The sequence below is a fragment of the Cobetia sp. SIMBA_158 genome (assembly GCF_046566945.1).
Classification (GTDB): Bacteria; Pseudomonadota; Gammaproteobacteria; order Pseudomonadales; family Halomonadaceae; genus Cobetia; species Cobetia amphilecti.
The window spans coordinates 101,281-116,966 of the sequence record NZ_JAWJYL010000001.1 but is presented as its reverse complement, the minus strand read 5'-3'; the positions used below and the strand labels follow the sequence as shown (position 1 = coordinate 116,966).

Annotated in this window: 14 protein-coding genes; 4 read left to right on the top strand and 10 right to left on the bottom strand. The window is 62.1% G+C overall.

Annotation, left to right across the window (positions count from 1 at the left end):
• Positions 1–73: 73 nt before the first annotated feature.
• The 3 genes from R2R70_RS00525 to yacG are packed head-to-tail and all read left to right on the top strand — an operon-like array spanning position 74 to position 1,819.
• Positions 74–934 (top strand): prepilin peptidase, encoded by an 861-nt coding sequence (locus R2R70_RS00525; RefSeq protein WP_286987184.1) that lies wholly within the window; start codon positions 74–76, stop codon positions 932–934.
• A complete protein-coding gene (coaE, locus tag R2R70_RS00520) occupies positions 931–1,581 on the top strand; it encodes a dephospho-CoA kinase (protein WP_410976944.1) in 651 nt (216 codons plus the stop codon). Before R2R70_RS00525 ends, coaE begins: the two co-directional genes overlap by 4 nt.
• The gene (gene yacG / locus R2R70_RS00515; protein ID WP_043332481.1) at positions 1,574–1,819 is read left to right on the top strand and encodes a DNA gyrase inhibitor YacG; all 246 of its coding nucleotides are present in this window, start codon (positions 1,574–1,576) and stop codon (positions 1,817–1,819) included. The genes coaE and yacG overlap by 8 nt, the downstream gene beginning before the upstream one ends.
• 132 nt (positions 1,820–1,951) lie before the next feature.
• Here yacG and R2R70_RS00510 read toward each other — a convergent pair whose 3' ends face one another.
• The 4 genes from R2R70_RS00510 to R2R70_RS00495 all read right to left on the bottom strand — a co-directional run bounded on the left by R2R70_RS00510 (position 1,952) and on the right by R2R70_RS00495 (position 7,644).
• The gene (locus tag R2R70_RS00510) at positions 1,952–2,905 is read right to left on the bottom strand and encodes a Nudix family hydrolase (RefSeq protein ID WP_043332483.1); all 954 of its coding nucleotides are present in this window, start codon (positions 2,903–2,905) and stop codon (positions 1,952–1,954) included.
• A 107-nt stretch (positions 2,906–3,012) separates the two neighbouring features.
• Positions 3,013–4,236 (bottom strand): bifunctional glutamate N-acetyltransferase/amino-acid acetyltransferase ArgJ, encoded by a 1,224-nt coding sequence (gene argJ / locus R2R70_RS00505; protein ID WP_107335408.1) that lies wholly within the window; start codon positions 4,234–4,236, stop codon positions 3,013–3,015.
• Positions 4,237–4,325: 89 nt separating this feature from the next.
• Positions 4,326–7,088: a preprotein translocase subunit SecA gene (gene secA, locus R2R70_RS00500; RefSeq protein ID WP_410976943.1), complete on the bottom strand. Its 2,763-nt coding sequence runs from the start codon at positions 7,086–7,088 to the stop codon at positions 4,326–4,328.
• 175 nt (positions 7,089–7,263) lie between these two features.
• Positions 7,264–7,644: a hypothetical protein gene (locus tag R2R70_RS00495; protein WP_043332488.1), complete on the bottom strand. Its 381-nt coding sequence runs from the start codon at positions 7,642–7,644 to the stop codon at positions 7,264–7,266.
• Between the two features lie 62 nt (positions 7,645–7,706).
• Here R2R70_RS00495 and R2R70_RS00490 point away from each other — a divergent pair, with 62 nt between their 5' ends.
• Entirely contained in the window at positions 7,707–8,186 is a 480-nt protein-coding gene (locus tag R2R70_RS00490) for a DUF721 domain-containing protein (protein WP_054555084.1), read from the top strand.
• A gap of 216 nt (positions 8,187–8,402) precedes the next feature.
• On the opposite strand, the gene lpxC is transcribed toward R2R70_RS00490, so the two are convergent.
• The 6 genes from lpxC to murC all read right to left on the bottom strand — a co-directional run bounded on the left by lpxC (position 8,403) and on the right by murC (position 15,685).
• Positions 8,403–9,314, bottom strand: a complete 912-nt coding sequence (gene lpxC / locus R2R70_RS00485) for a UDP-3-O-acyl-N-acetylglucosamine deacetylase (protein ID WP_054555085.1) — start codon at positions 9,312–9,314, stop codon at positions 8,403–8,405.
• Between the two features lie 451 nt (positions 9,315–9,765).
• On the bottom strand, positions 9,766–10,932 hold the full coding sequence (ftsZ, locus tag R2R70_RS00480) for a cell division protein FtsZ (RefSeq protein WP_176676310.1): 1,167 nt from the start codon (positions 10,930–10,932) through the stop codon (positions 9,766–9,768).
• A 40-nt stretch (positions 10,933–10,972) separates the two neighbouring features.
• Positions 10,973–12,253: a cell division protein FtsA gene (gene ftsA / locus R2R70_RS00475; RefSeq protein ID WP_043332496.1), complete on the bottom strand. Its 1,281-nt coding sequence runs from the start codon at positions 12,251–12,253 to the stop codon at positions 10,973–10,975.
• 289 nt (positions 12,254–12,542) lie between these two features.
• Entirely contained in the window at positions 12,543–13,271 is a 729-nt protein-coding gene (locus R2R70_RS00470; protein ID WP_410976942.1) for a cell division protein FtsQ/DivIB, read from the bottom strand.
• A gap of 3 nt (positions 13,272–13,274) precedes the next feature.
• The gene (locus R2R70_RS00465) at positions 13,275–14,276 is read right to left on the bottom strand and encodes a D-alanine--D-alanine ligase (RefSeq protein WP_410976941.1); all 1,002 of its coding nucleotides are present in this window, start codon (positions 14,274–14,276) and stop codon (positions 13,275–13,277) included.
• Entirely contained in the window at positions 14,273–15,685 is a 1,413-nt protein-coding gene (gene murC, locus R2R70_RS00460; protein WP_410977318.1) for a UDP-N-acetylmuramate--L-alanine ligase, read from the bottom strand. Before murC ends, R2R70_RS00465 begins: the two co-directional genes overlap by 4 nt.
• Position 15,686 lies beyond the last annotated feature (1 nt).

Genomic DNA, 15,686 nt, shown 5'->3' with positions numbered 1-15,686 from the left:
AAAGAAGCTTTCATGCCAAGCGGCCGCGCCACCAAAAGGACGCGGCCGTGTCATTTACTGACAAGGACGACTCGTGGAATCACTCGCCCAACTTTCCCCCACACTGCAGGCCTGCCTGGCTGGTATATTCGGTTTGCTGGTCGGCAGCTTTCTGAATGTCGTCATCACCCGCCTGCCAGTGATGATGATGCGCCAATGGCGCGCCGAGGCCCGCGAGGCATTGGAGCTGGAAGCCGAAGACACACCGCGCTTCAATCTGCTGGTGCCCGCATCACGCTGCCCGGGCTGTGACACGCCGATCAAGTGGCACGACAACCTCCCCATTCTCGGCTGGCTGAAGCGGCGTGGTCGCTGCGCCAGCTGCAATACGCGCATCAGCGCGCAATATCCGCTGGTGGAACTGGCCGGAGGCGCGCTCGGCGCGTCAATCGCGCTGATCTACGGCCTGGAGGCACAGAGCCTGTGGATCTTCGGTGCCTGCCTGACCCTGCTGGTGCTGTCAGTCATCGACTTCCGCACCCAGCTGCTGCCAGATGCCATCACCCTGCCCCTACTGTGGGCAGGCCTCGCCTATCAGTTGCTGTTCCAGCCTCTGATGCTGCCCAGTGCTGTCATCGGTGCGATGGCAGGCTATCTGGTGCTGTGGAGCTTCTACTGGCTATTCAAGCTGATCACCGGCAAGGAAGGTATGGGTTACGGTGACTTCAAGCTGCTCGCCGCGCTAGGGGCCTGGCTCGGCTGGCAGTGGTTGCCGCTGCTGCTGATTCTGTCCGCAGGTCTCGGGGCCGTTCTGGGCATCCTGCTGCAACTGCTGGTACCGCGTCTGCGCGGCGCCCCGATGCCCTTCGGACCTTACCTGGCGGTTGCCGGCTGGATCGCCCTGCTGTTTGGCACGCCCTTGATGAGCCTCTACCTGAGCGTGATCGGCGCATGACGACGTCTTCTTTCCCCCAAGGCCCCATCATCGGTGTCACCGGCGGCATCGGCAGCGGCAAGTCGAGCGTCGCGCGGCTGTTCGGCGAGCTGGGCATCCAGTGGGTGGATGCCGATGATGTCGCACGCGAGATCGTGCGCCCCGGCGAAACCGCACTGGCCGAGATCATCGCCCACTTCGGCGGGTCGATCGTCACGGCGCAGGGCGAGCTTGACCGCGCCGCGCTACGTGAGCGGATCTTTGCTGCCCCCGAGAAGCGCCAGTGGCTGGAGCGCTGCACCCATCCGCGTATCCGGGAGCGGATCGTGCAGCATCTGGCGGCCATGACCAGTCCCTATCGCCTGCTGGTCTCTCCGCTGTTGTTCGAGTCCGGCCAGGACAGCCTCGTCTCACGCACCCTGGTGGTGGATGTCAGCCAGGATATCCAGCTGGCGCGCACGCTGAGCCGCGATGGTGTCAGCGAAGCACAGGTACGCGCCATCCTTGCGGCCCAGCTGCCACGCGAGACACGACTGGCCAAGGCCGACGATGTCATCGACAATGACGGAAGCCAGATGCATCTTCGTGAACAGGTAGCGGCCATGGATGCCTACTATCGATCACTGAGCGCCCCCCATACACCGTTTCAGGACACCCCTCATGTCTGATGCCACCGCTTCCCACAATGGCAAGACACCATTGACCGTCGCTTGCCCGCAATGCCGTACCGACGTGGTATGGAGTGCCGCCAGCGAGTTTCGCCCCTTCTGCAGCAAGCGCTGCCAACTGCTGGACCTCGGCGCCTGGGCTGACGAATCCCACAGCATCGCCGGTGAGCCCGCCATGGATGAGACCAGCATCGACGAGATGGTGGCGCGCATGGAGCGCGACATGCATCAGCAGTAGCGCTCGAGAGAGACCTGCTGGTTCAGGCCGATAAAAAGCTCGGCACTCAAGACGCTCGGCAACAAAAAAGACCCTCGAGGCTAGCCTCGAGGGTCTTTTGTCGTTCAGGCAACTGCCATCAACGCGCGATCATCACTTCCAGAAATCACGGATCGATGCGATACCCTGCGCACCGACAGCGCGTGCGTGATCGCTGTCATAGCGGGACATGCCGCCCAGCGCATAGACCGGCATGCACGCCTGCTCGACCAACCCCTGGAAGTCATGCCAGCCCAGCGGCGGACGCTCCGGATGCGACGGCGTCACACGCAGCGGCGACAGTGACACGAAGTCACACGCCACACGACCGGCCTGATCCAGCTGCTGCTGATCGTGGGTGGAGGCAGACAGCCACTTGTTGGCGGCAATCGGACGCTCGCCCTTTTCCGCCAGCTCCGCCAGACGCACGCTGGTCAGGTGGATACCATCCGCATCGACCTTGCCGAGCATGGACGGTTCAGCGTTGAGCAGCAGACGGGCGCCACGCGCATGACAGATCGCCAGCGCCTTCTCGGCACGCGCGATATAGGCCGCCTCATCCAGCTCCTTGGCGCGCAGCTGGACCAGACGCACCCCGTCCTCATCCAGCGCACGCGTCAGACGCGTCTCGAAGACGTCCTCATCGGCCTCTTCCGGCGTGATCAGATACTCACGCGGCAGCGAGACCGCCCGCAGAATCGGCAGATTCGCCGCCGGGAAGGCGTACTTGTAAAGATCCTCGATCTCGACCCAGCGCACTGCCTGCCCTTCACGACCAAAGGGCTCGCCAGTGAACTGACGCGTTTCCCACACATCCAGCAGGATGTGCTTGTCCGGGTATTCGTGATGAATACGGATCAGCGGCTGAGCACGAATGATCTCGATGCCCAGCTCTTCGCACAGCTCACGCTTGAGCGCTTCCAGACCGGTTTCGTAAGGCGCCAGCTTGCCACCCGGAAACTCCCACAAGCCGCCCTGATCCACCGTCGAGGGACGACGTGCAATCAGGACCTGGCCCTGTTCGTTTAAGATGGCGGCAGCCGCCACGTGAACCCTTCGCTTCGGCATGATGCCTGTACCTTTGACTCGCGTTGTACATCCGACTCCGCCTCGAGAGGCGAAGCCTGCGGGAGATATTGCATTACCGTTTCAGCACAAGCCTCCGCCCTGGGGCGTCAGCTACGATAATCAGCGTTGATCGAGACGTAATCGTGGGACAGATCCGATGTCCAGATGCGAGCTTCCTGCTGTCCACGTCCCAGGCGGATGCCGATCACCAGCTCCTCCTCGGCCATGGCAGCACTGCCGGCGGCTTCGGTGTAGCTGTCGGCACGGCCGCCCTGTTCGACGATGGTGACGCCATTGAGCGTGATCGCGACACCCGTGACGTCCAGCTCTTCCAGCGGCGCACGTCCGACGGCCGCCAGAATGCGCCCCCAGTTGGCGTCGCTGGCATAGAGCGCTGTCTTGACCAGCGGCGAGTGTGCGACGGTAAAGCCGATGGCACGCGCCTCTTCCTGTGAACGCGCCTCGCTGACCTCGATGGTGACGAACTTGGTCGCCCCCTCGCCGTCACGAATGATGGCCTGAGCCAGCTCGAGCATGACCTCCGCCAGGGCGGCCTCGAACGCGATCAGGTCTTCACCCTCGACACGCCCGGCCTGCCCCGTGACAGCCAACATGCAGGCGTCATTGGTGGAAGTATCGGAATCGACGGTGATGCTGTTGAAGCTCTTGACCACCACCCGGCGCAGCATGGCATCGAGCGCCGCCTGATCGATGGCGAGATCAGCATCGGTAGCCACGAAGCCCAGCATGGTCGCCATGTTCGGGCAGATCATGCCGGAGCCCTTGGAGACACCCGCCAGCGTCACGCTCTCGCCATTGCTCAGCGCAAGCGTCCGCCAGCTGCCCTTGGGCCGCGTATCGGTGGTCATGATGCCATGCGCCGCGGCAGACCAGTCGCCCTCGCCCAGGTTGGCAAAGGCTGTCGGCAACGCCGCCGTCAGGCGATCCATCGGCAGCGGTTCACCGATCACGCCGGTCGAGAACGGCAATACTGCCTTTGCATCACAGCCGGCGATCTCCGCCAATGCCTGGCAGGTCGCGCGAGCATCGGTCATGCCCTGCTCGCCAGTCCCCGCATTGGCATTGCCGGTGTTGATCACCAGATAACGCGGCCCGTCGACGCCTGCCGTGAGGTGCTCACGTGCGACATGGACCGGTGCCGCGCAGAAGGCATTGCGGGTAAAAGTGCCTGCAAGACGCGACCCTGCCTCGAGGGCCATGATCACCAGATCACGACGACCCGGCTTCTTGATACCGGCTTCAGCAACCCCGATCTGAAAGCCGGCAATCGCCGGCATGTCAGCGGGAAAAGTGGAAGGCCCTACCGCCATCGCTCACGTCTCCAATCATGGTGTTCTGTGACAACTGCCCCCTGCGAGCCGAATCGACGTGACTCACAGGGAGGCTGTTTGGCGCAGTGTCAGCTCAGCTTGCCGTGGCACTGCTTGTATTTCTTGCCGGAACCGCACGGGCACGGGTCGTTGCGACCGACCTTGGGCACATCGCGACGCATCGGCTCGCCATCACCCTGAGCCTGAGGCTGCGCACCGTACTGTGCCTCGACGACCTCTTCGGCCGCATGAACGCCGTCTTCACTGACCGCATCTTCATCGACACGGCGCGTTTCGGCGCTGGCCTGCTCGCGCTCGAGGTTGGCACGACGCTCTTCTTCCAGCGTGTCGACCTCTTCCTGGCGACGCACCTGCACGTGGCTGAGAATGCGCACCACGTCGGACTTGATGTTGACCAGCAGCGTCTGGAACTGCTCGAACGCTTCGCGCTTGTATTCCTGCTTCGGGTTCTTCTGGGCATAGCCGCGCAGGTGGATACCGCGACGCAGGTTGTCCATCGCCTGCAGGTGCTCCTTCCAGCGCGTGTCCAACACCTGAAGCATGACCTGCTTCTCGAAGCGGCGCATCAGCTCAGGGCCAACGGCCTCGACCTTGTCGGCATAAAGCGCTTCATGGGCGACCTGCAGACGTTCACGCAGCGTTTCCTCATGGAAGTGCTCGTCCTCTTCCGCCCACTGCACCAGCGGCAGGTCGAGGTTGAAGTCGGTCTTGAGGTCGTTCTCGAGGCTTGGCAAGTCCCACTGCTCCGGCAGGCTCTGCGGCGGCACACGCAGGGAGATGGCGTCATCGAGCACCTCGCGACGGATGCCGGCGATGTTCTCGGCGATCTCGTCGGCTTCGAGGATGTCGTTGCGCTGCTCGTAGATCACGCTGCGCTGGTCGTTGGCGACATCATCGTACTCGAGCAGCTGCTTGCGCACGTCGAAGTTGCGACCCTCGACCTTCTTCTGCGCGCGCTCGACGGCATTGGAGACCATCTTGTGCTCGATGGCTTCGCCCTTCTCGAGCCCCAGCGCGCCCATCAGACGCTGAACACGGTCAGAGCCGAAGAGGCGCATCAGGCTATCTTCCAGTGACAGGAAGAAGCGCGTGGAGCCCGGGTCACCCTGGCGACCGGCACGACCGCGCAGCTGGTTGTCGATACGGCGTGATTCGTGACGCTCGGAGCCGATCACGTGCAGACCGCCCGCGGCCAGCACGGCTTCGTGACGCTCCTGCCAGCCATGCTTGATCTCGTTGATCTGCTCTTCGGTCGGCGCTTCCAGCTCGGCAAGCTCGGCTTCCCAGTTGCCGCCCAGCATGATGTCGGTACCACGACCGGCCATGTTGGTCGCGATGGTCACGGCGCCCGGACGACCCGCCTGAGCGATGATGGCAGCCTCACTGACGTGCTGCTTGGCATTGAGGACGTGATGCTTGACGCCCGCCTTGTGCATCATCTGCGACAGCAGCTCGGAGGTCTCGACCGAGGCGGTACCCACCAGCACCGGACGACCTTCCGCGACCTTCTCGCGGGCATCCTCGATGATGGCGTTGAACTTCTCTTCCGCGGTCAGATAGACCAGATCATTCATGTCCTTGCGCGCGATGGGCTTGTTGGTCGGAATGACCATCACGTCGAGGTTGTAGATCTGACGGAATTCGAAGGCCTCGGTATCGGCCGTACCGGTCATGCCGGACAGCTTGTCGTAGAGACGGAAGTAATTCTGGAAGGTCGTGGATGCCAGCGTCTGGCTTTCCTTCTGGATGGCAACGCTTTCCTTGGCCTCGACCGCCTGGTGCAGGCCTTCAGACCAGCGACGACCGACCATGGTACGCCCGGTGTGCTCATCGACGATGACCACTTCGCCGTTGTTGACGATGTAATCCACGTCACGCACGAACAGGTTCTGGGCACGCAGCGCAGAGTGGACGTGGTGCAGCAGGCTCAGGTTCTGGGCCGCATACAGGGAATCCTCCTCCCCGAGCAGCTCCTGGGCACGCAGCAGCGCCTCAACCTTCTGGTGACCGAACTCGGTCAGTTCGACCTGCTTCTGCTTCTCATCGAGGGTGAAATCGCCGCTTTCCGGATCTTCCTCATCGCTGCACTGCTCGAGCTCGCGCGCCATGCGATCGATGATCTTGTAGAGGTCGGTATTCTCTTCCACCGGACCGGAGATGATCAGCGGCGTGCGCGCCTCATCGATCAGGATGGAGTCGACCTCATCGATGATGGCGAAGTGCAGCTTGCGCTGGACCTTGTCTTCCAGCGAGAAGGCCATGTTGTCGCGCAGGTAATCGAAACCGTATTCGTTGTTGGTGCCGTAGGTGATATCGGCCTGATAGGCGGCGCGCTTGTCTTCATTGGGCTGGCCGGAGTAGATGACACCGACACTCAGACCGAGGAATTCATACAGCGGACGCATCCAGTTGGCATCACGGGTGGCCAGATAGTCGTTGACCGTCACCACGTGGACACCTTCGCCGGTCAGTGCGTTCAGGTAGACCGCAAGCGTCCCCACCAGCGTCTTGCCCTCACCGGTCTTCATCTCGGCGATGCGACCTTCGTGCAGCGCCATGCCGCCGACCATCTGGGTATCGAAGTGACGCATGCCCATGATGCGCTTGCTGGCCTCACGCACGGTCGCGAAGGCTTCCGGCAGCAGCTTGTCGAGGTGTTCCCCTTGCGCGAGACGCTCGCGGAATTCCGCGGTCTTGGCTGTCAGCGCCTCATCGGAGAGCGGCTCAAGCTCGCTCTCGAGCGCATTGATCGCGTTGACCCGCTTGCGCAGGCGCTTCACTTCGCGATCATTCTTGGAACCCACTACCTTGGTCAGGAATTTACCCAGCATATTCTGTCCTTGTACGTGACCCGGGGTCGAGTCACGCCTTCACATATCATGACACTCAAGCGCTGCCGCCAAACGCGGTGTCAGGGCAGCTCGATGTGGCCCGGGGCCCATCAGGCATTACGCTCGAAAGAGAAAACAAACCTCATCATCCACGGCGCGAACGATGAACGGGGTGTCAGGACAGAATGGGCGGCGCACGCGGCGCGATGGCATTGACGAGGCCACGCAGCAGGACGCGGGTGCAGGAAACGAAGGAGCGCTGGCGCGGGAGGTTGGGACTGGCCTGGGGCGCACGACGCACCCGCTTGCGCAGGCAGCGTAGCCCCTGACGGCGACTCTCGGCACGAATCACCGCGGGTGCCAGCAACTGGATGCTGGCCAGCGTCAGATTGACGCGCTCGACCTGCGCCGCGCTCAGTCCAGCGGGGAACAGACAGCTGAGCAGCAGGCCTGCCAGCAGCCAGCGCGGCGCCGTGCGTACCGACCAGCGACGCGAAGCGCCGCTACCGGAATCCGGTAACGCACGAGGGCGTGCTGTGGCATCGACAGGGCTCATGCTGTTGCCGGACTCCCGCTCATGATAGATTGCCGGAAATCACTGAACCGGCATGCAAGCCCATGAGTATAAAGGCTAAGCGTTTCCGCGCCCAGCCCGCGGCGCGCCTGTTGAACGGCAAGGGGCAACTTGGCAGCGTCATGCGCCAGGCGCGCATGCTCGAGCAGGCCCAGCTACACCTGCGTGCTGCACTGCCCAAGGACATGCAGGAACAGGTCTTCGTCGGCGGCTATCACGATGACACCTTGACGTTGATCACCAGCCGCGCCTCCTGGCTGACCTGGCTGCGCTATGAGCAGCGTCGCCTGATCAGTGTGCTGCGCGAGCTGCCAGAACTCGCCACCCTCGCCCGCCTGGCCTTCAAGGTCCGCCCGATCCGCCCGGCCTTCGTGCCCGCACGCCAACCACGCCACCTGCCAGAGGCTGCCGCGGAACATCTGCTGGATTGCGCCTCCCATACCCGGGACGAGCGGCTGCGCCTCGCCCTGGAGCGTCTGGCGGCTCACGCATCGGATTCGAGCGACGACACCGAAACGCCCTGAGCCAACTCAAGCATTTCTTGTCTTGCATGCAAACAGCCGCGCCGCCCTTCTGGGCGGCGCGGCTGTTGTCGTTTCCATCTCCGGCTGGCTAAGGCCGGAGCAGTGCTGTCAGGCTGGACGGGCTAGGTCACAGTGTTCTGCTCGTACTGTCTCTCTGAGTGCTTCTCTTCTGAAATACCTCGTCTTGCAGCTTTCGCAGATGTCATTGGCCTCGACTCAGACGGCAAGCGCCGGAGAGGCATAGGAAATCGGCATCGCATCGGAGTTCTCGAAGGTGACGATCTCGTAGCTGTCGGCATTTTCCAGCAGCGCGCGGCACAGCATGTTGTTGAGGCCATGGCCGGACTTGTAGCCACGGAACTCACCGATGATGCTGTGGCCCAGCTGGTAGAGGTCACCGATGGCGTCCAGCACCTTGTGCTTGACGAACTCATCGTCGTAACGCAGGCCTTCATCGTTGAGGATGCGATAGTCATCGACGACGATGGCGTTGTCGAGGCTTCCGCCCAGCGCGAGGTTCTGGGAGCGCAGGAATTCGAGATCACGCATGAAGCCGAAGGTACGCGCGCGAGACACTTCCTTGACGAAGGAGGTGGTAGAGAAGTCGACCGTGGTGGTCTGCTTCTGCTGCTCGAACACCGGGTGATCGAAGTCGATGGCGAAGGACACCTTGAAACCGTTGTGCGGCAGGAAGGTCGCGACCTTGTCACCATCACGCACTTCGATCTCGCGCTTGATGCGGATGAACTTCTTGAGCGACGACTGCTCCTGGATACCAGCGGACTGGATCAGGAAGACGAACGGACCGGCGCTGCCGTCCATGATCGGCACTTCCGGCGCGGACAGCTCGACGAAGCAGTTGTCGATGCCTAGGCCTGCGAAGGCGGACATCAGGTGCTCGACGGTCGTCACCTTGGCTTCACCGTTGGAAACGGCGGTGCACATGGTGGTGTCACGGACGCTCATCGCATCGGCACGGATATGAGCCTGCGGCTCGAGATCGGTACGGATGAAGACGATGCCGGTGTTGACCGGAGCAGGACGCAGCGTCAGGTAAACCTTGTCACCTGAGTGCAGACCAACGCCTGTGGCGCGGATCGTATTCTGGAGTGTTTTTTGTCGAATCATAGGGAGATAGCCAGTCAGCCTGAATTTGGAAACAGTGTTCATGATAACAGCAATGCAGGAATTCAACAAATTGTCACCTGCCGCTGTTAGGGAAATTCAACATTGCCTTTCGAGCACCATTGAGGCTGACCCGCGCGCCTGCTGGCCTCGTGCTGAGTATGAACACGCAATCACAAAACAGTTCTCACTCGCACTGCCATAAAACGATAATCAATGTGCAAGACAGCTTGAAGTCCACCCTTCATTACGCGCCCACGGCACTGGCGGATGCACCCGTAACGCACAGGCAGCGCCCCTCGCCAGCGGCGAAAGCCCCTTTTGTCTGCCCCGGAAACGACTTCACCCACCCGGGAAACCCCGGATGGGTGAAGTCAGACTCATGATGAGCCGTGTCATCTCAGCCTCATGCCGACTGGCACATGAGCGTCAATGACGTGTCAGTCAGTGCGCATCAGTCAGCCTGGCGACGCAGGAAGGCCGGGATATCGAGATAGTCATCCATATCACGCGACTTGCGCGGCTCAGGCTTCTTGGCTGCCGCTTCCTGCTCTTCCTTGGCCTGACGGGTGACCGTCGGCGTCTGCAGGCTGCGGTAGTCCGCCGGCTTCTCGACGGTACGCTTGGCCGGTGCCGTTTCACGCGCCGCCGGCTTCTCGACGCGACCGTCGAGACCCGCCGCCACGACAGTGACACGCAGCTCGTCGGTCATGTCCATGTCGATGGACGTCCCGACCACGATGGTGGCGTCCGGAGAAGCGAACTCTTGCACGGTGGCACCCACATCGTTGAATTCACCGATGGAGAGGTCCGGGCCTGCCGTGATGTTGACCAGGATACCGCGCGCGCCGTGCAGATCGATGTCTTCGAGCAGCGGGCTGCGAATGGCCTTCTCGGCGGCTTCACGAGCGCGGTTCTCGCCGATGGCGTCACCGGTCCCCATCATCGCCATGCCCATCTCGGACATGACAGTGCGCACGTCGGCGAAATCGACGTTGATGATGCCCGGGCTGGTGATCAGCTCCGCGATCCCCTGCACGGCACCCAGCAACACGTCGTTGGCGGCGCTGAAGGCGCTCAGCAGGCTGGCGCTCTTGCCCAGCACAGACAGCAGCTTCTCGTTGGGGATGGTGATCAGGGAGTCGACGTGCTCGGAGAGCTCCTTCATGCCCTGCTCTGCCGCCTTCTGACGACGCGGCCCTTCGAACGGGAACGGACGCGTGACGACGGCCACGGTCAGGATGCCCAGTTCCTTGGCGACCTGCGCCACGACAGGAGCACCGCCGGTACCGGTACCACCCCCCATGCCAGCCGTGATGAAGACCATGTCGGCGCCTTGCAGCAGCTCGACGATACGCTCACGGTCTTCCATCGCCGCCTGGCGGCCCACTTCCGGGTTGGCGCCAGCGCCAAGCCCCTTGGTGATTTCACTGCCCAGCTGCAGGACAGTCTTGGCGGCCACGCGCTTGAGCGCCTGAGCATCGGTGTTGGCGCAGATGAACTCGACGCCTTCGATGTTGCTCTCGACCATGTGATTGACGGCGTTACCACCGCCGCCGCCAACACCGATCACCTTGATGACCGCGCTGCTGGAGGGTGCGTTATCTACCAGTTCGAACATATGCCCTGTCTCCTGGATCACAGTCTTTCTGTAATCCCTGTCAGAAATTTCCCTTGAACCAGCCCTTGATCCGCTCCAGCGTGGAGGTGTCGTGCTCTTGGCCGTGAACGCGTCGCGCGGCAGATTCCTCTCTGCGCACCGCGACGGTCGTCGACGATGGCGTATGCCGCTCCTGTTTCATCCCATAATGTAGCAAACCCACACCCGTGGAATAAATCGGATTGCGGACCACATCCGCCAGTCCACGCACATTTTGCGGGCAAGCGATGCGAACCGGCATGTGGAAGATCTCCTCCGCCAGCTCAACGACACCTTCCATGCGTGACGTTCCACCCGTCAGAACCACGCCCGCAGCTACGAGATCTTCATAGCCACTGCGACGCAATTCATCGCGGACCAGGGTGAACAGTTCCTCATACCTGGGCTCGACCACTTCGGCCAACGCTTGACGGGACAGATCACGTGCCGGTCGGTCACCGACACTCGGCACCTTGATCGTCTCGTCGCTGGAGGCCAGCTGGGTCAGAGCACAGGCATACTTGACCTTGATTTCTTCTGCATATTGCGTCGGTGTGCGCAGCGCCATGGCGATGTCATTCGTGACCTGATCACCCGCGATGGGGATCACAGCCGTATGACGAATGGCACCTTCGGTGAAGACGGCGATATCCGTGGTTCCACCGCCGATATCCACCATGCACACACCCAATTCACGCTCATCCTCGGTCAGAACCGCATGACTCGAGGCGAGCTGCTCGAGAATGATGTCGTCGACTTCGAGCCCGCAGCGACGCACGCACTTCTCGATATTCTGCACGGCATTCAGTGCGGCAGTGACCAGGTGAACGCGCGCCTCAAGACGCACCCCGGACATGCCCAACGGCTCGCGAATACCTTCCTGACGGTCAATGGCATATTCCTGCGGCAGCACGTGAAGAATGCGCTGACCTTCAGAAATCGCTCGAGCGCGCGCCGAGTCGATCACGCGTTCGATATCAGACGGCGTCACTTCGCGATCCTTGATCGCCACGACACCATCGGAATTCATCGAACTGATATGACTGCCGGCGATGCCCACATATACCGAGTGGATATCGCAGCCGGCCATCAACTCAGCCTCCTCCACTGCGCGCTGAATCGACTGTACGGTCGATTCGATGTTGATCACCACACCCTTCTTCATGCCACGTGAAGGGTGGGAGCCAATTCCCGCAATTTCGATACCGCCATCATCGGTCGGCTGACCCACGATCGCGACTACCTTGGAGGTTCCGATGTCCAGCCCGACCACCATATCCTGTGATTTGGAATGTCCTGCCATAGGTCGGGCCAGCTCCTTGATTCTGGTTCATCATGAAAATAATTGCGCGCTTTGACAGACAACATGTCTGCCGCACCACCCAAAACGGGTTTACGTTCCGTTTAACCCGTACAGAGGGATTTGACTTCCCAGTATAGGAGCAGCCACTTGGGGCATACCAGCCTAAAATACCGAGGGGCGCAAATCCCCGCTAGAATAGGCGGGATTGACGACAAATGAAACTGGCGATATCGCCATTTTGCTAATACTCACATGCAAATGAAGCATGTAGTGAGTGTCGCCATTTGCCTCAACTGCCCTTGCCTTCTTCGGGTGCCGTCGTCTCCCCATGCCACGCCACTGCCACTCCGTTGGGGTAACGCAGATCAATGTAGCGGATCTGCGACACCTCATCGCCCAGACGCCGCTGCCAGGCTGCCATGAAACGCGCCAGACGCGCTTCACGATCATTGCGACCCAGCATCACCCACACCGAATCATTGACCTGAAAGCGCCAGGCGCCGCGTGGCTCCAATCGCAACTGGGAGACATTGAGCCCCAGCCCGCCCAACTGGCTCTGCAGCGCGTCAAGCTCGGCCAGAACCTCGGATCCACTACCCTTGGGCCCCGCCAGATTGGGCAGATTGCCCAGCTGCGTGACCGGGCCCGCCTGGAAGGCATCACCGCGAACGTTCAGCAATTCGCCATCATTCCAGTAGGCCACCGGCTGCTGTTCAAACAGCTCGAATTCGAGTGTATCCGGCCAGCGACGCGAGATGCTGACCTCACTCAGCCAATCGATCGCCAACGCGCGACGCCGAACCTCGCCCAATGGGACGGAGAGCCAGCTCTGGCCACGAATCAACGGCGCGATATGGCGCTGAAGGTAGGCAGCGCTGACATGATCGAAGTCACCCTTGATGGTGACTCGCTCAATGGGACGGTCAAGCCAGGTCCACAATGCCTGTCCGCCCGCGACCAGCAGCGCAAGACCGAGAACGAGGCCGAAGATTGCGCCGGTAGTGCTACGCGCCGCCATCGATCAATGACCACTCTGCTGAGCGGCTGACGCATCGTTTGCGTCCCGCTCGGCGAGAGTCGTGTCGAGAATGCGCAGCACCAGGGTGGCGAAATCGAGCCCGACATGCGCCGCGGACTGCGGCACCAGGCTGTGATCGGTCATGCCCGGCGAGGTGTTGACTTCCAGCAGCCAGAAGGCGCCGTCCGCATCTTCCATCACATCGACACGGCCCCAACCCTCGCAGCCCAGCACGTTGAATGCCTTGAGCGAGATCTCGGCCAATTCCGCCTCGCGCGCAGCGCTCAGACCACAAGGCAGCAGATAGCGCGTGGTATTGGCGATGTATTTGGCATCGTAATCATAGAACCCACTATCGGCTTCGATGCGAATGGCCGGCAGGACTTCGCCGTCCAATACCGACACCGTGTATTCCGGCCCCTTGATGAAACGCTCGGCCATCACCACCGCATCGAAGCGGCTGGCATCCGTCCAGGCATCCTGGAGCGCCTGGGCGTCCTCGACGATATGGATGCCGAGTGTCGACCCCTCATGCACCGGCTTGACCACCACCGGTGTCCCGAGCGTCTCGAGCACCGACTGCCAGTCCGTATCCGCCGCCAGGCGACAGGAGCGTGGCGTCGGCAAGCCTTCGATATCCCAGAGCTTCTTGGTACGCAGCTTGTCCATGCCCAGTGCAGAGGCCAGCACGCCGCTACCGGTGTAGGGGATGCCCAGCAATTCCAGCGCACCCTGCAAGGTGCCATCTTCGCCGCCGCGACCGTGCATGGCGATGAAGACACGGTCGGGGCGCAAAGCCTCGAGACCAGCCAGCCCATGCGCCATGTCATAGCCCTGCACATCGATACCTGCGCCCTGCAGGGCCGCCAGCACCGCCGCTCCGCTCTTGAGCGACACCTCGCGCTCGGCGCTCAGGCCACCGAACAGCACCACGACACGTCCATAGCGCGTGGCCAGCTCAGGATTCACGCCTGTCGATCCGGCCGGGGAGGAAGAGATGGTCATAGCGTCACCTCGTCAAGCTTGAGGTCGGCCCCCGCCAGTGCCAGCGCAATGCCACCGACATCGCCCGCCCCCTGGGTAATCAGGATATCGCCCGAACGCAGCACGTTCTTGAGCAGGTCCGGCAAGGCACGCTTGTGCTCGACGAACAGCGGGTCCACCTGACCGCGCTGACGGATCGAACCCGCCAGCGAGCGGCCATCGGCGCCCGGAATCATCGCTTCCCCGGCGCTGTAGACATCCAGCAGCAACAGGGTGTCGACTTCGGACAGCACACGCACGAAGTCTTCATAGAGATCATGGGTGCGCGAATAACGGTGCGGCTGGTAGGCCATCACCAGACGGCGCTGCGGCCAGCCGGCGCGCACGGCGCGAATCACCATCTCCACTTCGCGCGGGTGGTGGCCATAATCGTCCACCAGCATCACGCTCTGCTCACCATTGGGTGCCGCGAATTCTCCGTGCACCTGGAAGCGGCGACCGACACCGGCAAAGCTTGCCAGTGCGCGGGCGATGGCCTCGTCGCTGACACCGACATCGGTGGCAATGGCGATCGCCGCCAGGGCGTTGAGCGCATTGTGCTCACCCGGCATCGCCAGGGTGATCTCGAGCGGTGCATGGCCTTCCGGACGCAGCGCCGTGAAACTGAGCTGACCGCCACCCTGGCGGAAATCGCTGATGCGGTAATCGGCATCGTCGCTGAAGCCGTAGGTCACGAACTGACGCTGAACACGCGGCAGCAGCTCACGCACGTTGGCATCATCGATACACAGCACCGCCAGACCGTAGAACGGCAGGTTGTGCAGGAATTCGATGAAGGTGTCCTTGAGGCGATTGAAGTCGCCCTCATAGGTGGCCATGTGATCGGCATCGACGTTGGTCACCACCGAGATCAACGGCTGCAGATGCAGGAAGGAGGCATCGGACTCGTCCGCCTCGGCGACCAGATACTCACCCTCGCCCAGTCGGGCATTGGTGCCCGCGCTGGTCAGCTTGCCGCCGATGACGAAGGTCGGGTCCATGCCACCTTCCGCGAGCAGGGTCGCGGTCAGGCTGGTGGTGGTGGTCTTGCCGTGGGTGCCGGCAATCGCGATGCCCTGGCGGAAGCGCATCAGCTCGGCGAGCATCTCGGCGCGACGCACGACGGGAATGCGATGCTCCCGCGCCCAGGCCACTTCCGGATTGGTGGTGTCCACCGCCGTCGAGACCACGACCACATCCGCGCCTTCGGCATTGATGGCCGCATGACCGATGGCGACACGCACGCCGCACTCACGCAGATGCGCCGTGACGGCGGATTCCTTGAGGTCACTGCCGCTGACCTCATAGCCCATGTTGCCCAGTACTTCGGCGATACCACACATGCCCACACCGCCGATGCCGACGAAGTGGATACGACGGATGCGGCGCATA

Excerpts from the sequence above, each read along its gene's own strand:
- coaE (WP_410976944.1), top strand. The coding sequence starts at position 931 with ATGACGACGTCTTCTTTCCCCCAAGGCCCCATCATCGGTGTCACCGGC.
- yacG (WP_043332481.1), top strand. The coding sequence starts at position 1,574 with ATGTCTGATGCCACCGCTTCCCACAATGGCAAGACACCATTGACCGTC.
- R2R70_RS00510 (WP_043332483.1), bottom strand. The coding sequence starts at position 2,905 with ATGCCGAAGCGAAGGGTTCACGTGGCGGCTGCCGCCATCTTAAACGAA.
- argJ (WP_107335408.1), bottom strand. The coding sequence starts at position 4,236 with ATGGCGGTAGGGCCTTCCACTTTTCCCGCTGACATGCCGGCGATTGCC.
- secA (WP_410976943.1), bottom strand. The coding sequence starts at position 7,088 with ATGCTGGGTAAATTCCTGACCAAGGTAGTGGGTTCCAAGAATGATCGC.
- R2R70_RS00495 (WP_043332488.1), bottom strand. The coding sequence starts at position 7,644 with ATGAGCCCTGTCGATGCCACAGCACGCCCTCGTGCGTTACCGGATTCC.
- R2R70_RS00490 (WP_054555084.1), top strand. The coding sequence starts at position 7,707 with ATGAGTATAAAGGCTAAGCGTTTCCGCGCCCAGCCCGCGGCGCGCCTG.
- lpxC (WP_054555085.1), bottom strand. The coding sequence starts at position 9,314 with ATGATTCGACAAAAAACACTCCAGAATACGATCCGCGCCACAGGCGTT.
- ftsZ (WP_176676310.1), bottom strand. The coding sequence starts at position 10,932 with ATGTTCGAACTGGTAGATAACGCACCCTCCAGCAGCGCGGTCATCAAG.
- ftsA (WP_043332496.1), bottom strand. The coding sequence starts at position 12,253 with ATGGCAGGACATTCCAAATCACAGGATATGGTGGTCGGGCTGGACATC.
- R2R70_RS00470 (WP_410976942.1), bottom strand. The coding sequence starts at position 13,271 with ATGGCGGCGCGTAGCACTACCGGCGCAATCTTCGGCCTCGTTCTCGGT.
- R2R70_RS00465 (WP_410976941.1), bottom strand. The coding sequence starts at position 14,276 with ATGACCATCTCTTCCTCCCCGGCCGGATCGACAGGCGTGAATCCTGAG.
- murC (WP_410977318.1), bottom strand. The coding sequence starts at position 15,685 with ATGCGCCGCATCCGTCGTATCCACTTCGTCGGCATCGGCGGTGTGGGC.